Source organism: Hymenobacter jeollabukensis (assembly GCF_005771675.1).
In the GTDB taxonomy this organism is placed as follows: domain Bacteria; phylum Bacteroidota; class Bacteroidia; order Cytophagales; family Hymenobacteraceae; genus Solirubrum; species Solirubrum jeollabukense.
Window position 1 is genome coordinate 405884 of the sequence record NZ_VAJM01000003.1, and the last position, 21269, is coordinate 427152.

Annotated in this window: 14 protein-coding genes; 8 read left to right on the top strand and 6 right to left on the bottom strand. The window is 67.0% G+C overall.

Going from position 1 to position 21269, the window contains the following annotated elements:
• The first annotated feature begins 206 nt into the window (after nucleotides 1-206).
• The 8 genes from FDY95_RS09165 to FDY95_RS09200 all read left to right on the top strand — a co-directional run bounded on the left by FDY95_RS09165 (nucleotide 207) and on the right by FDY95_RS09200 (nucleotide 13141).
• Entirely contained in the window at nucleotides 207-3395 is a 3189-nt protein-coding gene (locus FDY95_RS09165) for a SusC/RagA family TonB-linked outer membrane protein (protein WP_138076980.1), read from the top strand.
• A gap of 255 nt (nucleotides 3396-3650) precedes the next feature.
• A complete protein-coding gene (locus tag FDY95_RS09170; RefSeq protein ID WP_138076982.1) occupies nucleotides 3651-5081 on the top strand; it encodes a SusD/RagB family nutrient-binding outer membrane lipoprotein in 1431 nt (476 codons plus the stop codon).
• A gap of 269 nt (nucleotides 5082-5350) precedes the next feature.
• Entirely contained in the window at nucleotides 5351-6856 is a 1506-nt protein-coding gene (locus FDY95_RS09175; RefSeq protein ID WP_138076984.1) for a calcineurin-like phosphoesterase C-terminal domain-containing protein, read from the top strand.
• Nucleotides 6857-7091: 235 nt separating this feature from the next.
• Nucleotides 7092-7970: a glycerophosphodiester phosphodiesterase family protein gene (locus FDY95_RS09180; protein WP_138076986.1), complete on the top strand. Its 879-nt coding sequence runs from the start codon at nucleotides 7092-7094 to the stop codon at nucleotides 7968-7970.
• A 55-nt stretch (nucleotides 7971-8025) separates the two neighbouring features.
• The gene (locus tag FDY95_RS09185; protein ID WP_138076988.1) at nucleotides 8026-8943 is read left to right on the top strand and encodes a helix-turn-helix domain-containing protein; all 918 of its coding nucleotides are present in this window, start codon (nucleotides 8026-8028) and stop codon (nucleotides 8941-8943) included.
• 110 nt (nucleotides 8944-9053) lie between these two features.
• Nucleotides 9054-9938: an SDR family oxidoreductase gene (locus tag FDY95_RS09190; RefSeq protein ID WP_138076990.1), complete on the top strand. Its 885-nt coding sequence runs from the start codon at nucleotides 9054-9056 to the stop codon at nucleotides 9936-9938.
• Between the two features lie 325 nt (nucleotides 9939-10263).
• Nucleotides 10264-11259: an aldo/keto reductase gene (locus FDY95_RS09195; protein WP_138076992.1), complete on the top strand. Its 996-nt coding sequence runs from the start codon at nucleotides 10264-10266 to the stop codon at nucleotides 11257-11259.
• A gap of 265 nt (nucleotides 11260-11524) precedes the next feature.
• Nucleotides 11525-13141 (top strand): Na+/H+ antiporter, encoded by a 1617-nt coding sequence (locus tag FDY95_RS09200; protein WP_138076994.1) that lies wholly within the window; start codon nucleotides 11525-11527, stop codon nucleotides 13139-13141.
• A gap of 137 nt (nucleotides 13142-13278) precedes the next feature.
• On the opposite strand, the gene FDY95_RS09205 is transcribed toward FDY95_RS09200, so the two are convergent.
• The 6 genes from FDY95_RS09205 to FDY95_RS09230 form a co-directional block, all read right to left on the bottom strand.
• Nucleotides 13279-14907, bottom strand: a complete 1629-nt coding sequence (locus FDY95_RS09205; RefSeq protein ID WP_138076996.1) for an SBBP repeat-containing protein — start codon at nucleotides 14905-14907, stop codon at nucleotides 13279-13281.
• 120 nt (nucleotides 14908-15027) lie between these two features.
• Complete coding sequence (locus FDY95_RS09210; protein ID WP_138076998.1) at nucleotides 15028-17262, bottom strand: choice-of-anchor I family protein; 2235 nt, start codon at nucleotides 17260-17262, stop codon at nucleotides 15028-15030.
• A gap of 54 nt (nucleotides 17263-17316) precedes the next feature.
• Nucleotides 17317-18774, bottom strand: a complete 1458-nt coding sequence (locus tag FDY95_RS09215) for a GH1 family beta-glucosidase (RefSeq protein ID WP_138077000.1) — start codon at nucleotides 18772-18774, stop codon at nucleotides 17317-17319.
• A gap of 163 nt (nucleotides 18775-18937) precedes the next feature.
• Complete coding sequence (locus tag FDY95_RS09220) at nucleotides 18938-19984, bottom strand: glycosyltransferase family protein (protein WP_138077002.1); 1047 nt, start codon at nucleotides 19982-19984, stop codon at nucleotides 18938-18940.
• A gap of 21 nt (nucleotides 19985-20005) precedes the next feature.
• A complete protein-coding gene (locus FDY95_RS09225; protein ID WP_138077004.1) occupies nucleotides 20006-20869 on the bottom strand; it encodes a UDP-2,3-diacylglucosamine diphosphatase in 864 nt (287 codons plus the stop codon).
• Nucleotides 20869-21072, bottom strand: coding sequence for a hypothetical protein (locus tag FDY95_RS09230; protein WP_138077006.1), 204 nt, complete (start codon nucleotides 21070-21072; stop codon nucleotides 20869-20871). The genes FDY95_RS09225 and FDY95_RS09230 overlap by 1 nt, the downstream gene beginning before the upstream one ends.
• Nucleotides 21073-21269: the final 197 nt, after the last annotated feature.

Consider the following 21269-nt stretch of genomic DNA (forward strand, 5'->3'; position numbering starts at 1 on the left):
CGGATCGGACGTAGCCTGCGCAGGCTACCAGAAGTGGCCCTGCTGGCACCTGCTGAGTTAAATCGGACTTGGCTGTTGGCAGGTTACGACACGGTTAATTCGGCACGGCTTCCGGACGTCAGAAGTACACGATACGGTAGCCCAAGGGTAATACTTTGCTAAAGTGCGGCGGGTAGTTTTGCGGCTGACAACAACTACCCCAACCCATGCTGTTCAGTGCTTTAGCGCGAGTCTCGCAACTCGGCGCGGCGGGTATTCCCTTGCTTTTTCTGGGGCATTCGGTACTGGCCCAGAGCCCGGCCGTGACGGGCCTCGTGACCGACGAAAAAGGCCAGCCGCTGCCCGGCGCCACCGTGGTGGTGAAGGGCTCGACCACCGGCGCCACCACCGACGCCGAGGGCCGCTACCGCGTGCAGGCCGCGCCCGATGCCACCCTGCTCGTCACCTTTATCGGCTACACCCCGCAGGAAGTGCCGGTGAGCGGGCAGGAGGCGCTGAACGTGCAGCTCGCGCCTGATGCCAAGCAGCTCAACGAAGTGGTGGTGACGGCTCTGGGCATCAAGCGCGAGCAAAAGGCCCTGGGCTACGCCACCCAAACGGTGAGCGGGGAAAGCCTGACCAACGCCCGGCCCAACAACTTCGCCCAGGCCTTGTCGGGCAAGGTGGCGGGGCTGAATTTGATTTCGCCCGGCTCGGGCCCGGTGAATTCCACCCGGATTTCATTGCGTGGTGACAACTCGCTGAACCCGAACGGTAACAACGCCCTCATCGTGCTCGACGGGGTGCCCATGAACAGCGGGCTGAACGGCTCGGGCGTGAGCAGCGCCTACGGAGCCGGCTCGGGCAACGACGTGCCCATCGACTTCGGCAACGGCATTGCCGACATCAACCCCGACGACATTGCCAGCATCACGGTGCTGAAGGGCGCCTCGGCTACGGCCTTGTACGGCTCCCGGGCGGCCAACGGGGCGCTGATTATCACCACCAAGAGCGGCTCGCGGCAGCACAAGGGCCTGGGCGTGACGGTGAACAGCAACTACAGCGTGAATACCGTGCTGAAGTGGCCCGACTACCAGTACGAGTACGGGCAGGGCACCGGCCGCTCCTTCAACGCCGCCGGCGAACCGTACTACTCCTACGGCGCCTCGGCCGACGGGGCCAATACCGGCGGCACCAGCAGCGCCTTCGGTCCGAAGTTTGACGGGCAGTCCTACTTTCAGTACGACCCGGTGACGCAGGCGCAGTCGACCGAAAGGCTGCCCTGGGTGCCGTACAAGGACAATATCAAGGGCTTCTACCGCACGGGCTCCACGCTCACCAACAGCGTGGCCTTGGAAGGCGGCAACCAGACCAGCTCCATCCGGGCCTCGGTGACGCACTCCAAGAACGAGTGGATCATGCCCAACACCGGCTACGACCGGCTCACGGCGGCCGTCAGCGCCCAGCATACCATTGCCGACAAGCTGAAGCTGGCCACGAAGGTGAACTTCACCAACCGCTGGAGCGACAACCTGCCGGCTACGGGCTACAACAACCAGTCGCTGGCCTACTTCATGATTTTCCAGAACCCGAACGTGCCGCTGGACGCCTACCGCACGATCTGGAAAACCGGGCAGGAGCAGATCGACCAGGTGCACCCGTTCAGCTCGTTTATCGACAATCCCTACCTGATTGCCTACGAGATGACCAACGCGGTGGACACGCGCACCACCGTGGGCAACCTCTCAGCCACCTACCAGTTCACCCCGACGGTGGATCTGCTGGTGCGCTCGGGCCTGGCGGCTACGCAGGAGGAGCGGGAGCAGCGCCGGCCCTACAGCACGGCCAACTTCCAGCGCGGCTACTACAAGCAGCAGACCATCAGCCAGTACGAGTCGAACACCGACTTCCTTCTGACCTACCACCAGCCCAAGGCCGGGCGCTTCGACCTGCGCACCTCGGTGGGCGGCAACGTGATGTACCGGCACTTCCGCGGCATGGACGCGGAGGTGGAAAACCTGGTCATCCCGGGCGTGTACAAGCTCACCAACGGGGCCAGCAACCCGCTGGTCAACAGCGTCATTACCAACCGGCAGATCAACAGCCTGTACGCGCTGGCCTCGCTCAGCTTCGAGGATAAAATCTTCGTGGACCTCACCGGGCGCAACGACTGGTCGAGCACCCTGCCGCGGCAGAACAACTCGTTTTTCTACCCCTCCATCTCGTCCAGCTTTATCCTGAACGAGCTGCTGCCGCTGCCCGCCTCCATTTCGCTGGCCAAGCTGCGGCTGTCGGCGGCGCAGGTGGGCAACGACACCGACCCGTACCGCACCCGCAAGTACTACGGCCGCAGCGACTTCCCCGGCTCCGGCTCGGTGCCGACGACGCTGCACAACACCGACTTCAAGCCGGAAATCACGACCAGCTACGAGGCCGGCGCGGAGTACCTGATGCTGCAGGGCCGCCTGGGCGCCGACGTGACGGTGTACCAGAACGTGACCCGCAACCAGATTCTGGAAGTGCCCCTGGACCCGACCACCGGCTACAGCAAGGCCGTGCTGAACGCGGGCAAAGTGCGCAACCGCGGCGTGGAAGTGGTGCTGCACGGCCGCCCCGTCGACGCGGAAAACTTCAAGTGGAAAACCACCGTGACCTGGGCCCGCAACCGCAACCGCGTCATGAGCCTGGCCGAAGGGCTGGTGGATCAGCAGGTCATCGGCACGGGTGGCACGGCCACCTTGCTGGCCACCGTGGGCGGCACCACCGGCGACATCTGGGGCTACGGCTTCGACCGGGCGCCCGACGGACAGATTCTGTACACCAAGGACGGGCTGCCGGTACAGCCGGCCAACATCAAGTACATCGGCCGGGCCTTTGCTGACTGGAAGGGCGGGTTCCTGAACGAGTTTCAGGTGCGCAACTTCCGCTTCAGCATCCTCTTCGACGGGCAGTACGGCGGCATTATCTACTCGCAGACCCACCACAAGATGACCGAGCAGGGCAAGCTCAAGCACACCCTGCGCGGCCGGGAGGAAGGCTACATCATCGGCGACGGGGTGGTGCTGAACGCCGACGGCTCGTACGCGCCCAACACCAAGCAGGTCATTCCGGCCGCTTACTACGCCGAGTACTACCGCCGCGCCAACATCGAGGCTAACTCCTTCGACGCCTCGTTCCTGAAGCTGCGCGAGACGCGTATCGACTACACCATTCCGGCCACGCTGCTGGCCCGCACCAAGGCCCTGCGCGGGGCCACCATCGGCCTCTACGGCCGCGACCTGGCCCTGTGGACCAAGTTCCCCATGTTCGACCCGGAAACGGCCGCCCTGAACGGCAGCACCATCCTGCCCGGCGTGGAAATGGGCCAGCTGCCGAGCACCCGCACGATGGGCGTGAACCTGACGCTGCAGTTCTAGCACGACAACTCCCCTCCTCAGACGAGGAGGGGACGCTTTGGCCGCAGGCCAAAGCCGGGGTGGTTGACCGGCGTCCGCGCCGCATGGGCAGTATGCCGCGAAACAGAACGTCATGTCGAGCTTGTCGAGACATCTCGCGTGCTGACGTTGGCTGATAATGTTCTGATGATCGGAATTACTATCCAGCGAGATGTCTCGACAAGCTCGACATGACGTCCCAACCGCCCAAGCATCCTTTCTTCCGACCTCTTTCCGATGAAAAAACTCTCCCTTTTCCTGCTGCTGGCCCTGGGCGGCGTCGCGGCCTGCACTGACAAGCTCGAAGAGCTGAACGTGGACCCGAACCGCATCGAGCGGATCAGCCCGGGCACGCTGCTGAACCCGATTGTGTACGAGCTGAGCAGCTTCAACACGGCCCGCGCCGATGGGTTTACCTTCGACATCATGCAGGTGGCCCTGCCCTTCCCGAGCGTATCGGGCGGGGTGCACCGCTACGTGGTGAGCGAAAGCGCCGGCAACTCCACCTGGACCACTTACTACCGCTGGCTGGCCAACATCCGCGAGATGCGCCTGGCCGCGCAGGCGGCGCAGGATCCGAACTACGAGGCCATTGCCCTCACCCTGAACGCCTGGGCCTATTCCATTCTCACCGACGCCTTCGGCGACGTGCCGATGACCGAGGCCACCCGCGCCGAGGAAGGCGTGCTGTACCCCGTGTTCGACTCGCAGCAGCAGATTTATACCAAGTTGCTACAGGACCTGGAAACGGCCAACGGCATGTTCAACCGTAGCCGCACGATGGTGTACGGCTCGGACTTGCTCTACGCCAACGACGTGGCCAGCTGGCAGCGCTTCTGCAACTCCCTGCGCCTGCGCCTGCTGCTGCGCGTGAGCAAGCGCCCGGAGATGAACGCGCCGACCGAGCTGGCGCGCCTCATCAACAACCCCACGACGTACCCGGTCTTCACCCAGAACAGCGAGTCGGCCATTCTGAAAATCACCGGCGTGGCCCCGAACGTGTCGCCCTGGGGCCGGGCCATCGACTTCACCACCTCCCGGGCCGCGGCCGAGTTCTTCATCGACAACCTGAACGCCTGGAGCGACCCGCGCCTGGCCAGGTGGAACACCCAGGCCAAAAACAAGGCCGGGACCAGCACCATCGGCTACAAGGGAATTCCCAGCGCCTACGGCGGGAGCGACGCCCAATTTCAGTACCAGCCCTCCAACCTGAACATTGCCCTGGTGACGGCCCCGATGGTGTCGGTGCTGCTGCCCTACGCCGAGGTGGAGTTCATTAAAGCCGAGTGCGCCCAGCGCGGCTGGACTACCGCCGACGCCCGCACCCACTACGAGCGGGGCGTGCGCGCCAGCATCGAGCAGTGGGGGGGGGGGGTGCCCGCCACCTACTTCCAGACGCCCGCCGCCGGCTACGACGGCACCCTGCAGCGCATCCTGCTGCAGAAGTACTACGCGCTGTTTTTCGTGGACTACCAGCAGTGGTTTGAGTACCGCCGCACCGGTCTGCCCGTGTTGCCCCGCGGCCAGGACCTGCAGAACGGCGGCCGCATGCCGGTGCGCTTCAAGTACCCGCTGGTGGTGCAGACCACCAACGCCACCAACTACCGCAGCGCCGTGCAGCAGATGGGCAGCGACGACGTGAATACCAAGGTGTGGTGGGAGAAGTAAGCTGAATCCGCTATTAAGACCGTCATGTCGAGCGAAGTCGAGACATCTCGCGTGCTGACGTTGCACAATGAGGAAAGGAACGTCATGCTTGATCTGGCGTCCGCTTGCTGAACCGCAGGAAGGCGTAGCCAAGCATCTTTACCGCTTTGACTGCTAGTAGCATTACCCTCAGCCGTCAGCACGCGAGATGTCTCGGCAAGCTCGACATGACGACCTGATAAACAAGGTTCCACCCGACCACCCCAACACCCGCTTACCCTTCTTACCCCATGCTTCAGCAACCCCGCCGTTCCTTCCTCAAATCCATTGGCCTGGCTGGCCTGGGCTTCACGCTGACACCCGGCCTGACGCTGGCCCGCCCCTCCGCCACCGCCCTGGCGGCCCCCGACCTCAGCCTGCAGCAGCTCAGCGGGCGGGTGCACGCGGGCGGGCAAGGCCTGGCCGGCGTGGCCGTGACGGACGGTATCAGCGTCGTTGTCACCGATGCGAAGGGCAACTACGCCTTGACTAGCCCGGCCACGGCCGAGTTCGTCTACATTTCGGTGCCGCGGGGCTACGCCATTCCGCACGAGCAGGGCGTGGCCCGCTTCTACCGCCGTAAGGAGGCTGCGAAGGGGCGCTTCCGGGCTGATTTTGAGCTGCAGAAACTGGCCCAGGACGACACCCGGCACAACTTCATCGTGTGGGCCGATCCGCAGATGATTTCCAAGGCCGACGCCCAGGAGTTTAAGGCCACGGCCGTGCCCGACACGCAGAAGCTGGTGGCCAGCTACGGCCCGCAGGCGCTGTTTCACGGCATCGGCTGCGGCGACTTGGTGTGGGACCATTTCGAGCTGTTCGAGGACTACCAGCAGGGCGTGGCGGCCACGGGCATTCCGTTTTTCCAGGTCATCGGCAACCACGACATGGACCTGACGGCCCGCAGCGACGAAGGCTCTTCGGCCACGTTCCGCAAGCTGTTCGGGCCCACGTACTACTCCTTCAACCGCGGCGCGGTGCACTACGTGGTGCTCGACGACGTGTTCTTTATCGGGGCGGCCAAGAAGTACATCGGCTACCTGACGGAGCAGCAGCTGAGCTGGCTGGAACAGGACCTGGCCCTGGTGCCCAAGGGCAGCACCGTGGTGGTGAGCCTGCACATCCCGGCCTACACCCGCCAGCACCTGCGCGACAAGCAGAAAGAGGAATCGATGGGCGGCGTGGTGTCGAACCGCAAGGAGCTGTACCGCCTGCTGGAGCCGTTCCGGGCCCACATCATGTCGGGCCACACGCACTTCAACGAGGTGCTGCAAACCGCCCCCAACGTGACCGAGCACGTGCACGGCACCGTGTGCGGGGCGTGGTGGACCGGCCCCATCTGCACCGACGGCACGCCCGGCGGCTACGGGGTGTACGAGGTCGACGGCGCGGACGTGAAGTGGTACTACAAGGCCCTGGGCCACGACCGAAACCACCAGCTGCGCCTCTACCCCAAAGGCAGCCTGCCCGAGCAGCCCGCCGACGTGGTGGTGAACGTCTGGAACTGGGACCCGCAGTGGAAAGTCACCTGGTTCGAGGACGGCGTCAGCAAAGGCCCCATGCCGCAGCGCCCCGGCCTCGATCCGCTGGCCGTGCAGCTGCACGCCGGCCCCAACCTGCCCGCCAAGCATAAATGGGTGGAGCCCACCGCCACCGACCACCTGTTCGCCGCCACACCCTCGCCCCAGGCCCGCGAAGTGCGCGTGGAAGTCACCGACCGGTTCGGCCAAACCTACACCGAGCGGTGGACGGCTTGAGCGAAGTTGGCAGTGCTTGAAATGAGAGTTTATTGTCTGTCATGCTTCATCTGGCGTCCTCTTGTCGAAGCATCTCTACCGCTTCGTCCGGCTCCCCCTCTCCTTTTCGGAGAGGGGGCCGGGGGGTGAGGCGCAATGAAACAGAGCATCCTGCCGGCCGCCGTATAACGATTATTCATTCCACCGGCCCGGTCCGACGCACCTGCTGCGGGCCGGGCCGTTGAAGCTGTTTTTCATGTCCAAGCTCCTGCTGTTTCTGCTGCCGCTCCTGCTAACTGCTGCCCAAAGCCCGCCGGCCTTCGACCTACAGGGCCACCGCGGCTGCCGCGGCCTGCTGCCCGAAAACACCGTGCCGGCCATGCGCCGGGCCCTGGCCCTGGGCGTGACGACGCTGGAAATGGATATTGCCATCAGCCAGGACCGGCAGGTTCTGCTCTCGCACGACCCTTACCTGAACGCCGATTTCGTGCTCGGCCCTGCCGGCCAGCCGCTGACGCCCGCCGAGGGCAAAGCCCTGCGCCTCTTCGATATGCCCTACGCCGATATCCGCCGCTACGACGTGGGCAGCAAGCCCTACGCGAAGTTTCCGCGCCAGCAGAAGCTGCGCACCTACAAGCCGCTGCTGGCCGAAGTCATTGACTCGGCCGAGGCCTACGCGCGCCTGAAGCACCTGCCCGCGCCGCGCTACAACCTCGAAACCAAAACCACGCCCGCCAGCGACGCCGTGCTGCACCCCGCCCCGGAGGAATTCGTGCGCCTGCTGCTGGCCGTGGTAGCGGCCAAGGGCACGCTGGCCCGCACCACTATTCAATCGTTCGACCCGCGCACGCTGGAAGTGGTGCACCGGCTGGACCCGGCGGTGCAAACGGCGCTGCTGGTCGAAAACGAGGGCGGGCTGGAGGCCAACCTGCGGCGCCTCAGCTTCCGGCCCAGCATCTACAGCCCGCAGTACCGACTAGTCACGCCGGCGCTGGTGCATGCCTGCCACCAGCGCGGCCTGCGGGTGATTCCGTGGACCGTGAATACCGCCGCCGAGGCCGCCCAGTTGCGCGCCCAGCACGTCGACGGCCTCATCACCGATTACCCCGATAGCGTAAGGGGCCCGCAGCCGTAAGTGAAGGGGCTTCTGATTGTCGGCTGCGTATATTTGATTTATACAGCAGCAGATAATGAGTACTGATACCCTCGAAGCCCTGCCAGCGCACCTGGTTCCCGTCAGCGGCGCCCTGCCGCTGCTGGGCGCGCCGCGCGAGGCGGGCCAGTTCAACGTTTTTCGCGTGGCCGACCTGATGGCGGGCTACCACGACCGGCCGCCGATGACTTTTGGCCGGCGGCCGCACTACAAAATCAGCTTGATCCACGGCCGCAGCCGCATCGAGTACGCCGACCAGGGGTTCGACATCGAGCGGCGCGCCCTGTTTCTGGCCACGCCCCGCGTGCCCTACCGCTGGCTGCCCCACGACCTGGAGCAAACCGGCTACTTCTGCATCTTCACCGACGAGTTTCTGCTGCCCACCCGGGGCGAGATGGTGCTGGAAAAGCTGCCCATGTTTCAGCCCGGCGCATACCCGGTGTTGGAAGTGTCGGCCGCCGACTACGTGGCCATCGAAGCCATTTTTGAGAAGATGGCGCAAGAAATCGGCTCCGGCTACGCCTATAAGTACCACCTGCTGCGCGCCTACCTGCTGGAGCTAATTCACCGCGCCCAAAAGCTGCTGCCCGCCCCGACGCTGGGCACCGCCCACACCGCTGCGGCCCGGCTCACGGCCCAGTTTGCCGAACTGCTCGAGCGGCAGTTTCCGCTCGACAGCCCGCAGCAGCCGCTGCGCCTGCGCACGGCCCGGGACTACGCCGACGCGCTGGCCGTGCACGTAAACCACCTCAACCGGGTGCTGAAAGACGCCACCGGCCACACCACCACGGCCCTGATCGGCAGCCGGGTGACGCAGGAGGCCAAGATGCTGCTGCGCCAGACCGACTGGACCATCTCGGAAATTGCCGACTGCCTGGGCTTCACCGACGTGGCTCATTTCTGCAACTTCTTCAAGCGGCAGACCGGCCAGGCACCCGGCACTTTTCGGGAATAGCCGGGTTGTTTGAATGGTACAGTAGATGGTTTGACCCGCGCAACCTCGCCGCGGCCGGTGCCCCGCACCTTTGTGGCGTTCATCACCAACGCTTTTCAAAGAACTACCACATGCGTGTTTTCGTCACTGGCGCGACGGGCTTTGTCGGCTCGGCCGTCGTGCAGGAATTACTCGGCGCGGGCCACCAGGTGCTCGGCCTCGCCCGCTCCGAAGCCAATGCCCGGGCGCTGACCGCCGCCGGCGCCGCCGTACACCCCGGTTCCCTCGACGACCTGGACAGCCTGCGGCGCGGGGCGGCGGCGGCCGAGGGCGTCATCCACACCGCGTTCAACCACGACTTCGCGGCCTACGCCGCCGCCGCCGAAACGGACCGCCGCGCCATCGAAGCCCTCGGCGACGCGCTGGCCGGCTCCGACCGCCCGCTGGTGGTAACCTCGGGTCTGGCCGGCCTGAGCACCGACGGCCGGCCCGGCACCGAAGACGACATTCCGACACCCGGGTTTCGCCTGTCGGAAGAAGCCGGAATGGCCCAGGTGGCGCGGGGCGTGCGCGCCTCGGTGATTCGGCTGGCGGCTTCGGTGCACGACCACGGGGACCACGGCTTCGTGCCCACGCTCATCGACATTGCCCGGGCCAAGGGCGTGGCCGCCTACGTGGGCGAGGGCCTGAACCGCTGGCCGGCCGTGCACCGCCTCGACGCGGCCCGCCTCTACCGCTTGGTGCTGGAACAGGGTCGGGCCGGCGGGCGCTACCACGGCGTGGCCGACGAGGGCGTGCCCCTGCGTGAGCTGGCCGCCATTATCGGTCGGCACCTGCAGCTGCCGGTGGTATCGAAGTCGGTGGAGGAAGCGCCCGAACATTTTGGCTGGATGGCGCGCTTCGTGGGCCTCGACCTGCCCGCCACTAGCCGGCGCACCCAGCAGGAACTGGGCTGGCAGCCCACCGGGCCGAGCCTGCTGGCCGAGCTGGAGCAGGGGCATTACTTCGAAGGCTGAGCCCGGTCAACGATACCGGCGCCAGCGTAGGTAAGCCCTGACGTGGCGCGGTCGACCCGAGTGGTTGGCCGCGCCACGTGTTGGTTTCGGGGGTGAGCCCGCCAGCGGTAGTAGCTGATTCGCAAACGCTGAAGCGTTTGAAATGTGTAATCATTGGTTTGATTTCTGATTTTCAGCTGGGTTGGCTTGCCGGATCTTTGCCCTGCAAATCAGCCCGCTGTCAGCGGCTTGCCGGCACTGCTGGTCGAATGCGGCTGGTGGGGGCGCGGCCGAATCTGGCGGCGGGACGTTTGAAATGCACTACCGCTTCTAATCCCTGACGACAATGAAAACGAGAGAACTTGGCCGCAGCGGCCTGCAAGTATCGGCCCTGGGCCTGGGCTGCATGGGCATGAGCTTCGGGCTGGGCCCGGCCGCCGACAAGCAGGAAATGATTCAGCTCATCCGGGCCGCCGTGGAGCGCGGCGTCACCTTCTTCGACACGGCGGAGGTGTACGGCCCGTTCTTCAACGAAGAGCTGGTGGGCGAGGCCCTGGCGCCGCTGCGCGAGCGGGTGGTCATTGCCACCAAGTTCGGCTTCGACATCGATCTGGCCACCGGGCAGAACCGGGGCGGGCTCAACAGCCGGCCCGCGCACATCAAGCAGGTGGTCGAGGCCTCGCTCCAGCGCCTGCGCACCGACCGCATCGACCTGCTCTACCAGCACCGCGTCGACCCCGAGGTGCCCATCGAGGACGTGGCGGGGGCGGTGCAGGAGTTGATTCAGGCGGGCAAGGTGAAGCACTTCGGCCTTTCGGAGGCGGGCGTGCAGGTGATTCGCCGGGCCCACGCGGTGCAGCCCGTAACCGCGCTGCAGAGCGAATACTCCTTGTGGTGGCGCGAGCCGGAGCAGGAAATCCTGCCGACGCTGGAGGAGCTGGGCATCGGCTTCGTACCGTTCAGCCCGCTGGGCAAGGGCTTCCTGACCGGCAAAATCGACGAAAACACCGAGTTCGATAAGTCGGACTTCCGCAACACGGTGCCGCGCTTCGCGCCCGAGGCCCGCAAGGCCAACCAGGCGCTGGTAGACCTGCTGGACCGCATTGCCCAGGCCAAAAACGCCACGCCCGCCCAGATTGCCCTGGCCTGGCTGCTGGCCCAGAAGCCGTGGATTGCACCGATTCCGGGCACCACCAAGCTGCACCGCCTGGAGGAAAACCTGGCCGCCGTCGACCTCGACCTGACGGCCGACGACCTGGGCCAGATCGAGCAGGCCGCCGCGCAGATAGCCGTGCAGGGCGCCCGCTATGCCGAGGCCCAGCAGAAGATGATTAACCGCTAGGCTGGCCCGGACTGCCAAGACGGTAAGGCAAAGCCGGCCGGGGCGGCCCCGGCCGGCGCCCGATGCGGTTTACTCCGACCGATGGAGTAGATTACCAACCCACGAAGGCAGGCCCGGCGCGGTGATTTTGCGGCGGAGCCTGGCCGCGGAATCCGCCGCGTCATTGGGGCTCCGGGCCGTTCCGACGCGAAAACCGGGCCGGCGACCGGGCCGGACCGGCAGCGCCCGCGCGTGGGAAAGTCGTTTGCTTTTCCGCCGTCCCGTCATGCAAAACCTGTTTCTGGAGTTCGTTTACCTGGTTCTGATCATCCTGGCCCTGGTGATGCTGGCCAGCAAGCTGCGCCTGGCCTACCCCATCGTGCTGGTGCTGGGCGGGCTGGCGCTGAGCTTTCTGGGGCTGTTTGCCAACCTCACCATCGACCCGGAAATCGTGTTCCTGATTTTCCTGCCGCCGCTGCTCTACGAAGCGGCCTGGCAGGTGTCGTGGAAGGAGTTCTGGAAGTGGCGGCGGGTCATTACCAGCTTCGCGTTTCCGGTCGTCATTCTCACCTCCTGCATGGTGGCGGTGGTGTCGCAGGCGCTGATTCCGGGCTTCACCCTGGCGCTGGGCTTCCTGCTGGGCGGCATCGTGTCGCCGCCCGATGCCGTGTCGGCCACCACCATCATGCGGCAGGTGAAGGTGCCCCGGGCGCTGGTCAGCATCATCGAGGGCGAGAGTCTGCTCAACGACGCTTCCTCGCTGATTGTGTTCCGCTTCGCCCTGGCGGCGGTGCTTACCGGGCAGTTTCACTTCGGCGAGGCGGCGGGCAGCTTCGTGCTGGTCATCGTACTGGGCACGCTCATCGGCGTCGCGCTGGGTTTCGCCTTCTACGCCGTGCACCGCTGGCTGCCCACCACGCCCAGCATCGACATCGTGCTGACCCTGCTGGCGCCCTACTGCATGTACTACGCGGCCGAGCACTTCCACTATTCCGGCGTGCTGGCGGTGGTCAGCGGCGGGCTGCTGATGTCGAGCCGGCGCCACACCATGCTCTCGTACCGCAGCCGCATCGAGGGCGTGAACGTGTGGTCGGTGCTCGGCTTCGTGCTCAACGGGCTGGTGTTTCTGCTCATCGGGTTGGCGCTGCCCGCCATTACCCGGCAGCTCGACGGCGGCCTGGGCCAGGCCATCGTCTACGGCCTGCTTATCTCGCTGGCCCTCATCGTGGGGCGGATGCTCTGCTCGTTCGGGGCGGTGGCGTTTACGCGGTTTGCCAGCCGCTTCATCACCGTGGCCGACGCCCACCCGAGCTGGAAGTTTCCCGTCATTTCGGGCTGGGCAGGCATGCGCGGGGTGGTGTCGTTGGCCGCCGCGCTGTCGATTCCGCTGCTCACGCCCGCGGGCCAGCCGTTTCCCTACCGCAACCTCATCCTGTTCATCACCTTCGTGGTCATCCTGGTCACGCTGGTGCTGCAGGGCCTCACGCTGCCCTGGCTGATTCGCTGGGTTCAGCTGGAGGACAAGTACGCCGTCATCCCGGCGGCGCGGCAGGAGCTGCTGATTCAGAAAAAGCTGGCCCTGGTGGCCCTGCGCTACGTGGACGAGCAGCCCGGCCTGCCCGACGCCCCCGCAGACTACCTGCAGAACCTGCGGGCCCGGCTGCAGCTCGATACCCAGGTGCTGGAGCAGGCCCTGCTTGACGGCCGCCCCGCCGAAGGCAACACCATGCAGCGCTTTCACCACCTCTACCTGGCGCTGCTGGACCAGCAGCGCGCCCTGCTGCACGAGATGAACCACCGCATGGAGTTCGACGAGGAAGTAATCCGAAAATACCTCGCCATCCTCGATCTGGAAGAGTACAAGCTGCGCGAAAAGCAGCTGCAGGAGGCCGCGCCGGCGTAGCCCGTGCCCCGCCGCCGTGGCTGCATCTGTTAACGGCCGCCAACAACAGCAGCGGCGCGCAGGAGCCGAATTAGCTCCCGCGCGCCGCTGCCGCTATTGCCGCTTGATCAGCCCTGCCTCAAGCCGGCGCAGATTTTTTACTGCACCACCAGACGGGCGCCGTATTGCTGGCCGCGGGCATCGGTGGCGCGCAGGGTGTATAGTCCCGGGGCCAGGTCCCGCACCGATACCGGGCCGGTTGTGACGAGCTGCGTGCGCACCACGCGGCCGCGCGCGTCGATGAGCTGCACCGTGGTGCCGGCGGCCAGGGGCAGCTGCACGTCCTCGGTGGCGGGGTTGGGGTAGAGCGGCAGCGGCTGCACGCTGGCGCCGGTCTTGGTGGCCAGGGCGGCCCCGTTGAGGCGGGCCGTGAAGAACTCGGCGACGCTGGGCGTCACGGCCAGCGGCCCGAAGCTGACGGTGCCCGCGCTCATGGACCCGAACACTTGCAAATCCCCGGCGCTGCTCTGGCTGATGCTGTAACCGGCCGAGGTGCCGCCGCCGCCGGATTGCTGGGCCCAGCGCACCTGGCCCTGGGGCGAGTAGGCCACCACCGAGGCGCAGGTATGCGAAGGGTCGCCGGTGAGCGTGGCGGTGCCAAACTGCGCTGTGTCGTAGAACGAGCCCGTAGGGTAGGCGTTGCCGGCCGCATCCACGGTGAGGCCGATGAAGTAGTCGACGCTGGGGCCGCCGCCGCTCTGGGCCCACAGCGGGCTGCCGTCGGGCGCGACTTTGGCCAGGTAGGCATCGGTGAGGCCCGCGCCGGTCAGCGTGGTGCTGCCCACGGCGAAGGGCGTGGTAAACGAGCCGGCCAGGTAGGCGTTGCCAGCTGCGTCGCAGCATAGGCCGGCCACCACTTCGCGGCCGGTGCCGCCGAACTGCCGCACCCACTCGGGCTGTCCCTGGGCGCTGATGCGGGTTAGCATCGCGTCCTGCAGCCCGCGCGGCGCCAGTGTGGTGCTGCCGACGGTCGGGGCCACGTCGAAGTCCGCCGCCAGGTACAGCGCGCCGCCGGGGGCCAGGGCCAGGTGCACGTCGCGGTACGCCACGTTGCCCGCGTTCAGGTAGCCGAAGACGGGCAGCGCCCAATCCAGGGAGCCGGCTTCGGAAAACCGACCCAGGAAGTAGTGCAGCACCGAGCCGGCGGGGGCGCTGACGGTGGTGCCACCCAGGCCGACCGTGCCGGTGAAGTTGCCGACCACGAACACGTGGCCGTTGCCGTCGTGGCGTACGCGTTTCACGTCGGGGCTGCTGATGAGCTGGGCCCACGTAGCCGTGCCCTGCGCATTGTAGCGCATCAGAAAGCCCTGCCGGTTCGTGGCCGTCACCGTCGCGCCGCCGAAGTCCAGCGCGCCGCCCACGATGCCGGTTACGTACACGTTGCCGGCCGCATCCACGGTCAGATCCACGGCTTCGTCGTAGCCGGTGGAGCCCAGCTGGCGCAGCCACAGCAGCGCGCCCGTGGGCGAGTACTTAGCCACGAAGGAATCGGTGTCGCCGCGACTGGTGAGCGTGGTGCCGCCGATGGTGGTCGAAGGGAAGAAGGTGCCCCAGTGGTAGGTGTTGCCGGCCGCGTCGAGCACGGCGTGGCGGGCGGCGCGGCCCACACTCTGGGCAGTGCTCCAGGCGGGGGCAGTTTGGGTCTGGGCCCGGGCTGGGAGGGCGCTGCTCAGGCCGAGCAGGGCCACGGGTAGGTGCCGCAGCAGGTGGCGTACAACTGTTGACATCAAGAGCGATAATAGAGGTTGAATGAGCAGGACAAAGAAACGCAAAAGCCCCCGTTGCGCCGGCAACGGGGGCTGGTAGCTGGCCCGGAGTCGAAGCCGGTTTCGCCAGGTTCTGCGCCGCTACTTCACGATGAAGCGCTGCGGCGCGGCGGTCCGGCCATCGGCCACGAGGCTAAGCACGTAAACGCCCGGCGCCAACCCGGCGGTGGGCACCTGCACCGCGTCGCCGCGGAAGCTCTGCGTGCCCACGGCCTGCCCCAGCATGTTGCGCACGGTGTAGGTGGCCGAGGCCGCGCTTTGGGGCAGCTGCACCCGCAGCGCCTGGCCACCGGGCGTGGGGTTGGGGTAGAGCACCAGCGGCGCGGCCGGCTGGGCATGGTGGGCGGCCAGCACGGTGCCGCGCAGCTGCACGCCGTACACCGCCACCGTGCTGCTGACCTCGTTGGCCAGAATCAGCAGGGGCTGGCCGGTGGGGCTGTTCGGGGCCGATACGAACACGATGCCCTCGGGGCCCTGGTCGCCGGTGCCGCTGGTTACGGAGCGGTTGTTCACGTACTGCACCAGGCGCGGCTGGGCGGGATTGTTCACGTCGAACACGGCCACGCCGCCCATGCGCTCCATCGACACGAAGGCGTACACGGTGTCGCGCAGCACGGCGGTGGTCACGCCCTCGGGCTCGGGGCCCTTGTCGTCCGAGCGGTTTTTGCGGGCGGGCGCGCCGGTGGTGTTGCTGGCGTTGAAGATGGCGCCGTAGGTCGGGTCGGTGCTGGTGAGGCGCTCCAGCAGGTCGCCGCTGTCGTGCACCACAGCGCCGGTCTGGGCGTTCAGAATGCTGAAGGAGCGTCCGCCGAAGCTGTAGATTTCGTCGAAGTCCCCGTCGCCGTTGGTGTCGCCGAGCTTGTTGGTCACGTTCAGGCGGCCCAGGGCATTGTTGTCCTTGAGCAAGGACGCGTTCGGGAAGGCCGTCGGGTCGAGCGGGTAGGCCGCATTGCCCAGGCGCACGGCCTCGGTGAGGGCGGTGTACTCGCGGGCGTCGCCCTCGTTGGCCGTAATCAGGTAGGTCATGCCCTGCACCTGGAAGCTGGCCAGCGCGTCGGGCAGGCGCAGGCCGCGAATGGGCCAGTTGGCCAGCAGCACGTCGGCGGCCTGATCGGAGGCGTCGAGGGCGAAGCCGGGCTGGCTGTGGTCCTGAAAGCCCACGCTGCGCAGGCTGGTAAACTGCTTGGTGGCCAGGTTCAGCGTGGCCACGGCGTTGTTTTCCTGCAGGGTGATGTAGGCCGTCTGCGAGCCGGCATCGAAGGCCACGTACTCCGGCTCGATGTCCTGGGCCACCGTGGCGGGCGCGGCCGGGATGCCGCCGTAGAGGCGGATGCCGGCCGCGCGCAGGGTGGCGGCCTGCCCGTTGTAGCCCGCGAAGCCCACCGTCGTCACGCTGGCCTGCGTCACGCCGGCGAGGCCGCCCGCGTAGTCAATCACCGACACCGAGCCTTCGGGGTCGTTCGAGTAATCGGCGTTCGGCTCGCCCTCGTTGGCCGTCACGAGGTAGCGGCCGTCGGGCGAAAAGCTGATCATGTCGGGCATGGCACCCACCGTCACTTGCTTCTGGAACGCGCCGTCCTGGTTGAAGAACACCACCGCGCCCGGGCTCTGCGGGGCCGCGTTTTCGACGGCGCAGGCCACCACCCCATTGCGCACCGCCACCGAGTTGATGCCGCCGTACGGGGCCATGCTGATGGAGGCAACGGCGGTAATGGCGCCGGGGTTGGCCAAGCTCAGAATGTCGAGCTTGCCGCCCACGGAGTTGGCCACGTACAGGCGCTGCGTGCCGGGGTCGTGGGCCACGATTTCGGCCGAATTGGTGCCCGCGGCGCCGTTCTGGTAGCTGCCCAGGTGCTGCAGGCGCAGATTGCGGGCCTGCGCCGGGGCCCCGGTGTCGTTGTCCTTGATGAACACCAGCGCGTCGGTGGCGCCGGCCACCAGCGTGGCGCCGCTGGGGTTTTGCAGGCGCAGGGCGAAGTACTCGGCCGGCTCGGCCAGGGCGTCGTCGGTGAGCGGGATGTTGATGGTCTGGCTGCTGGTGCTGCCGGCCGGGAAGGTCAGCGTCGTCGGAGTGGCGTAAGTGAAATCGGTGCCGGCGGTGGCGGTGCCCAGGCCGGGTACCAGCACGGCCTGCACCGTGGCGGCGGCGGTGCCCGGGTTCTGAATGCTCACCGTGACCGAAGCCGTGCCCGCGTTTTCATTGACCGCGACGGTGCTGGCGGCCATGCGCAGCGTTTGGGCCGTAGCCGGTGCGGCCAGGGCCAGGGCCGAAATCAGGGCCGCCGCCGGCCCGAAGGAGTAAAGGTTTGGACGCATCAAGGAGCGGTTTGAATGATGCGCCAAAGCTATTTGGGGCTTGTTGCGGGGGCGTTACGGCCGGGTTATCGTATCGTGAAGCCGCTGGCCGCTTGCCGAAGGCGCCGCCGCGCCGGCCAGCAGGTCGCGGTACCACCAGCCCGAGTCCTTCACCGTGCGCCGCTGGGTGGCGTAGTCGACGTGCACCAGCCCGAAGCGCGGCCGGTAGCCCTCGGCCCACTCGAAGTTGTCGGTAAACGACCAGGCGAAGTAACCGTCCACCGGCACGCCCTCGCGCCGGGCCCGCAGCACCTGCCCGATGGCGGCCTGCAGGTAGGCCTGCCGGGCGGGGTCGGGCAGGCGGCCATTCAGCGGCGCTTCGTCGGGAAAGGCCGCGCCGTTTTCGGTCACGATAAGCCGGGGCGCCTGCGGATACGCGCTGAATTGCCACAGCATGTGGTAGAGGCTTTCGGGGTACACTTCCCAGCCCATGGTGGTGTGCGGCACCCGGCGTTTGGCCGCGCCCACCAGCGTGGCCCAGAGCAGCGGCACGAAGGGGGAGTGGCGCACCACCTCGCGGGTGTAGTTCTGCACGCCCAGAAAGTCGAAGGCAAAAGGAAGGCGCTGCTCGTCGCCGGGCCGGATGTAGCGCTCCAGCCAGCCCAGCCAGGGCAGCGCGTCGACGGGGTAGCCCAGGCCCAGCGCGGGCTCCACGAACAGGCGGTTGAGCAGGGCGTCGGCGCGGCGAGTGGCGCGCTCGTCGCGGGGCAGGCCGGGACGGGCGGGCGTCACGTAGGAGCAGGAAAAGGTGGTGCCGATCTGCGCCGCGGCGGGCAGGGCGGCGCGCAGGGCCCGGCCGCCTTCGGCCTGGGCCAGGGCGGCGTGGTGGGTAGCGGCCAGAAAGGCGCCCAGCCCGCGCTTGCCGGGGGCGTGAATACCCAGCAAGTGGCCGGCGCCCACGAACACCATCGGCTCGTTGAGCACCATCCAGTGGCGCACCCGGTCGCCGAGGCGGCGGGCCATCAGCTCGGTGAAATCGGTGAACCAGCCCACCACGGCGCGGTTTTGCCAGCCGCCGCGCTGCTGCAGGGCCAGCGGCAAGTCCCAATGGTAAAGCGTCAGCCAGGGCTCGATGCCGCGCGCCAGGCAGCCGTCGACCAGCCGGTCGTAGTAGTCGAGGCCGGCCGGGTTCACCGGGCCGGTGCCCTGGGGCAGCACCCGCGACCAGGCCACCGAGAAGCGGTAATTCGGCACGTGCAGCGCGCGCAGCAGGTCCAGGTCCTGGGGCCAGCGGCGGTAGAAGTCGCAGGCCTCGTGGCCGTGCTCCCCGCGCTTGATCTTGCCCGGCCGCCGCACAAACTCGTCCCAGATGCTCGGGCCCTTGCCGTCGCAGTCGCCCGAGCCTTCAATCTGGTACGCCGCCGTGGAGACGCCCCAGTGGAAATCGGGCCCGAAATCGGCGCGGTGGTACGCGGCGGGCGACGTCGGCGGGAAGAAAGCGGGCGGCAGGGCCGGGGAGAGGGAATCGGGCATGCCGAAGTGAACGAAGGAAAGCGGGCTGTAGGGCGAACCGCGGGTCGACGCAGTCAACTTTCAGTTCGCGTATCGTTGCTGATGTCCGAGCCGAGCGCACAATGGTCGCTCAACAATACGCGAACTGAAAGTTCGCGCTACAACGCACGAGGCACAGCCCGCGCTACAACGCCAGTTGCAGCGCGGGCTGTGCTACCGGCCGCACGCCGGCGGGCAGCTGCTCCAGCAGCAGCTTGTCGATGACGGCGGCGGTTTGGTCGGGGTAGTCGACGGGTACCGGCTGGCCGTGGTGCAGCCAGTGGTCGAGGCGGGGCAGGTGCTTGTCCTTGAGGCTCTTCACCACCGGCACGCCCATAGCGGCCAGGGCGGCGGCGTTGCACTGCTGCTCAAACTGGTTTTTCATGGGCACCACCAGCAGCTTTTTGCCCAGGTACAGGGCCTCGGCGGGCGTTTCGAAGCCGGCGCCGCAGAGCACGCCAGTGCTGCGGGCCAGCGAGTCGAGGAAGGCCGCGCCGCTCACCGGGCGCACCCGCACGTTGCCGTGCTCGGCCTCCACCGGGCTGTGCTTGCTGAACACTTCCCAGGTTACGGCCCGGCTGAGGTAGCGCAGGCGCTGCACCAGCGTGGCTTCGTCGAAGGCCGGCAGGTACACGGTGTAATGGCCCTCGTCGCGGGGCGTGAGGGCGCGCACCTGCTGGCGGATGACGGGCGTGCTGATGCCCGGCGCGTAGGGCTGGAAATGAAAGCCGTACTGGGCGGTGCTCGGGGCGTAGTGGCGCAGCACGGCCCGGCCCATGAGGTCGAGGGTATCGGGCCGCGGGGCCAGCGGGTGCAGCACCGCGCTCTGGTGGCTCAGGGCCACGCAGGGCACCCCGCGCAGCTGGCAGGCCCAGGCCGACACGGGCTCAAAGTCGCTGATGACCAGGTCGTAGTCCTGCACCCGCAGCTGCTCAATCTCGCGCAGCAGCCGCGCCGACTTCAGCTGCCAGAAGGTGCGGGCAAAATCGACGCCGCCCTTTTTGCCGAAGATAAAGCCTAGGCCGTGGCAGCGGTAGCGCACCGGGAAGGGCAGGGGCAGATCGGCCGGCGGGCCGCTCACCAGCACGTCGAGGCGGGCGGCCCGCTGCCGCAGCAGGGATACCACGTCGAGGGCGCGGGCGAGGTGGCCGTTGCCGGTGCCCTGGATGGCGTAGAGGATACGGGGTTCCAATTCTGAATTATGAATGCTGAATTATGAATTGGGGCTGCGGTGGAGGTGAAATTCCTTCAGCAGCTCGGCCAGCAGGGCATCGGCGGAGGTTTCGCTGGCGTCCGCTTCGCTGGTTTCGGCGTGCTGCATCGGCGGGTCGTCGGCGTAGCGGTAGAGCTGCCAGCCCGCGGCGGCGGTGTATTCGAGGGCGGTGAGGTTTTCCACCCAGTCGCCGGAGTTGAGGTAGGTGACGCGGCCCCGCGCGGTGGCTACTTCCCGAATGTCGGGGCAGTGAATGTGCCCGCAGGCCACGTACTGGTAGCCTTCGTCGATGGCAATGCGGGCGGCCGTCTGCTCGAAGTCACTGACCAGGCTCACGGCGCTTTTCACGCGGTCCTTCACCAGCTTGGAGAGCTGCACGCGCGGGCGCCCCAGCCGGCGCAGCCCCCAGTTGACGAGGCGGTTGAGCAAAATCAGCAAATCGTAGCCCTCGGCGCCGAGCTTGGCCAGCCAGCGCGAGTGGCGCATGGTCACGTCGAACACGTCGCCGTGAAACAGCCAGGTGCGGCCGTGGGGCAGGTCGAGCACCAGCTTGTTTTCGATGCTGAGCGCGCCGAGGCGGGTGCCGGCAAAGCGGCGCAGCAGCTCGTCGTGGTTGCCGGTGAGGTAGTGGATGCGGGTGCCCTTGGCGGCCAGCCCGGCCAGGTGGCGCACCACCTGCATGTGGGCGGCGGGCCAGTAGCTTTTGCTGAACTGCCAGATGTCGACGATGTCGCCGTTGAGCACCAGCACCCGCGGCTTGATGCTCTTCAGGTAGCGCAGCAGCTCGCGGGCGTGGCAGCCGTAGGTGCCCAGGTGCACATCGGAAATGACCGCCACGTCGAGGCGGCGCTTGCGCGGGCGCATCAGGCAGCGGTGCGCAGTTGGTAGCGGCGCCGCACCCGGGCCGGGCGCCAGGCCTGCCGGCCGGCGCCGTGCAGGCTGCGCTGCCAGGCCATCAGGCTGCCGGTGCGGTAGGCCAGCAGCAGAATCAGCTCGCAGAGCGCGTAGCTCAGCCGGCGCAGCCAAGCCGGGGCGGAAGAGGTCGAATCAAGCACGGAGCGGCTCATAACCAGTGGGTTGAAATCCGGTTCGAAGTACGCGCGCCGCCGTTATGCCGTCGTGAAGCCGGCGTTATCGTTAGGTCATTAAATTATGCAGACGGCGTGTGACCGGCCGTGCGGTAGACGAGCAGCAACCAAGGCCCTAGCAGCAATTGACTGCGCCTCCGGGCCGCAGGGTCCATCAGGTCTTACGCGCCCTACTG

What these genes read in the sequence shown, in the direction of transcription:
- FDY95_RS09165 (WP_138076980.1), top strand. Translation starts at nt 207, where the DNA reads ATGCTGTTCAGTGCTTTAGCGCGAGTCTCGCAACTCGGCGCGGCGGGT.
- FDY95_RS09170 (WP_138076982.1), top strand. Translation starts at nt 3,651, where the DNA reads ATGAAAAAACTCTCCCTTTTCCTGCTGCTGGCCCTGGGCGGCGTCGCG.
- FDY95_RS09175 (WP_138076984.1), top strand. Translation starts at nt 5,351, where the DNA reads ATGCTTCAGCAACCCCGCCGTTCCTTCCTCAAATCCATTGGCCTGGCT.
- FDY95_RS09180 (WP_138076986.1), top strand. Translation starts at nt 7,092, where the DNA reads ATGTCCAAGCTCCTGCTGTTTCTGCTGCCGCTCCTGCTAACTGCTGCC.
- FDY95_RS09185 (WP_138076988.1), top strand. Translation starts at nt 8,026, where the DNA reads ATGAGTACTGATACCCTCGAAGCCCTGCCAGCGCACCTGGTTCCCGTC.
- FDY95_RS09190 (WP_138076990.1), top strand. Translation starts at nt 9,054, where the DNA reads ATGCGTGTTTTCGTCACTGGCGCGACGGGCTTTGTCGGCTCGGCCGTC.
- FDY95_RS09195 (WP_138076992.1), top strand. Translation starts at nt 10,264, where the DNA reads ATGAAAACGAGAGAACTTGGCCGCAGCGGCCTGCAAGTATCGGCCCTG.
- FDY95_RS09200 (WP_138076994.1), top strand. Translation starts at nt 11,525, where the DNA reads ATGCAAAACCTGTTTCTGGAGTTCGTTTACCTGGTTCTGATCATCCTG.
- FDY95_RS09205 (WP_138076996.1), bottom strand. Translation starts at nt 14,907, where the DNA reads ATGTCAACAGTTGTACGCCACCTGCTGCGGCACCTACCCGTGGCCCTG.
- FDY95_RS09210 (WP_138076998.1), bottom strand. Translation starts at nt 17,262, where the DNA reads ATGCGTCCAAACCTTTACTCCTTCGGGCCGGCGGCGGCCCTGATTTCG.
- FDY95_RS09215 (WP_138077000.1), bottom strand. Translation starts at nt 18,774, where the DNA reads ATGCCCGATTCCCTCTCCCCGGCCCTGCCGCCCGCTTTCTTCCCGCCG.
- FDY95_RS09225 (WP_138077004.1), bottom strand. Translation starts at nt 20,869, where the DNA reads ATGCGCCCGCGCAAGCGCCGCCTCGACGTGGCGGTCATTTCCGATGTG.
- FDY95_RS09230 (WP_138077006.1), bottom strand. Translation starts at nt 21,072, where the DNA reads ATGAGCCGCTCCGTGCTTGATTCGACCTCTTCCGCCCCGGCTTGGCTG.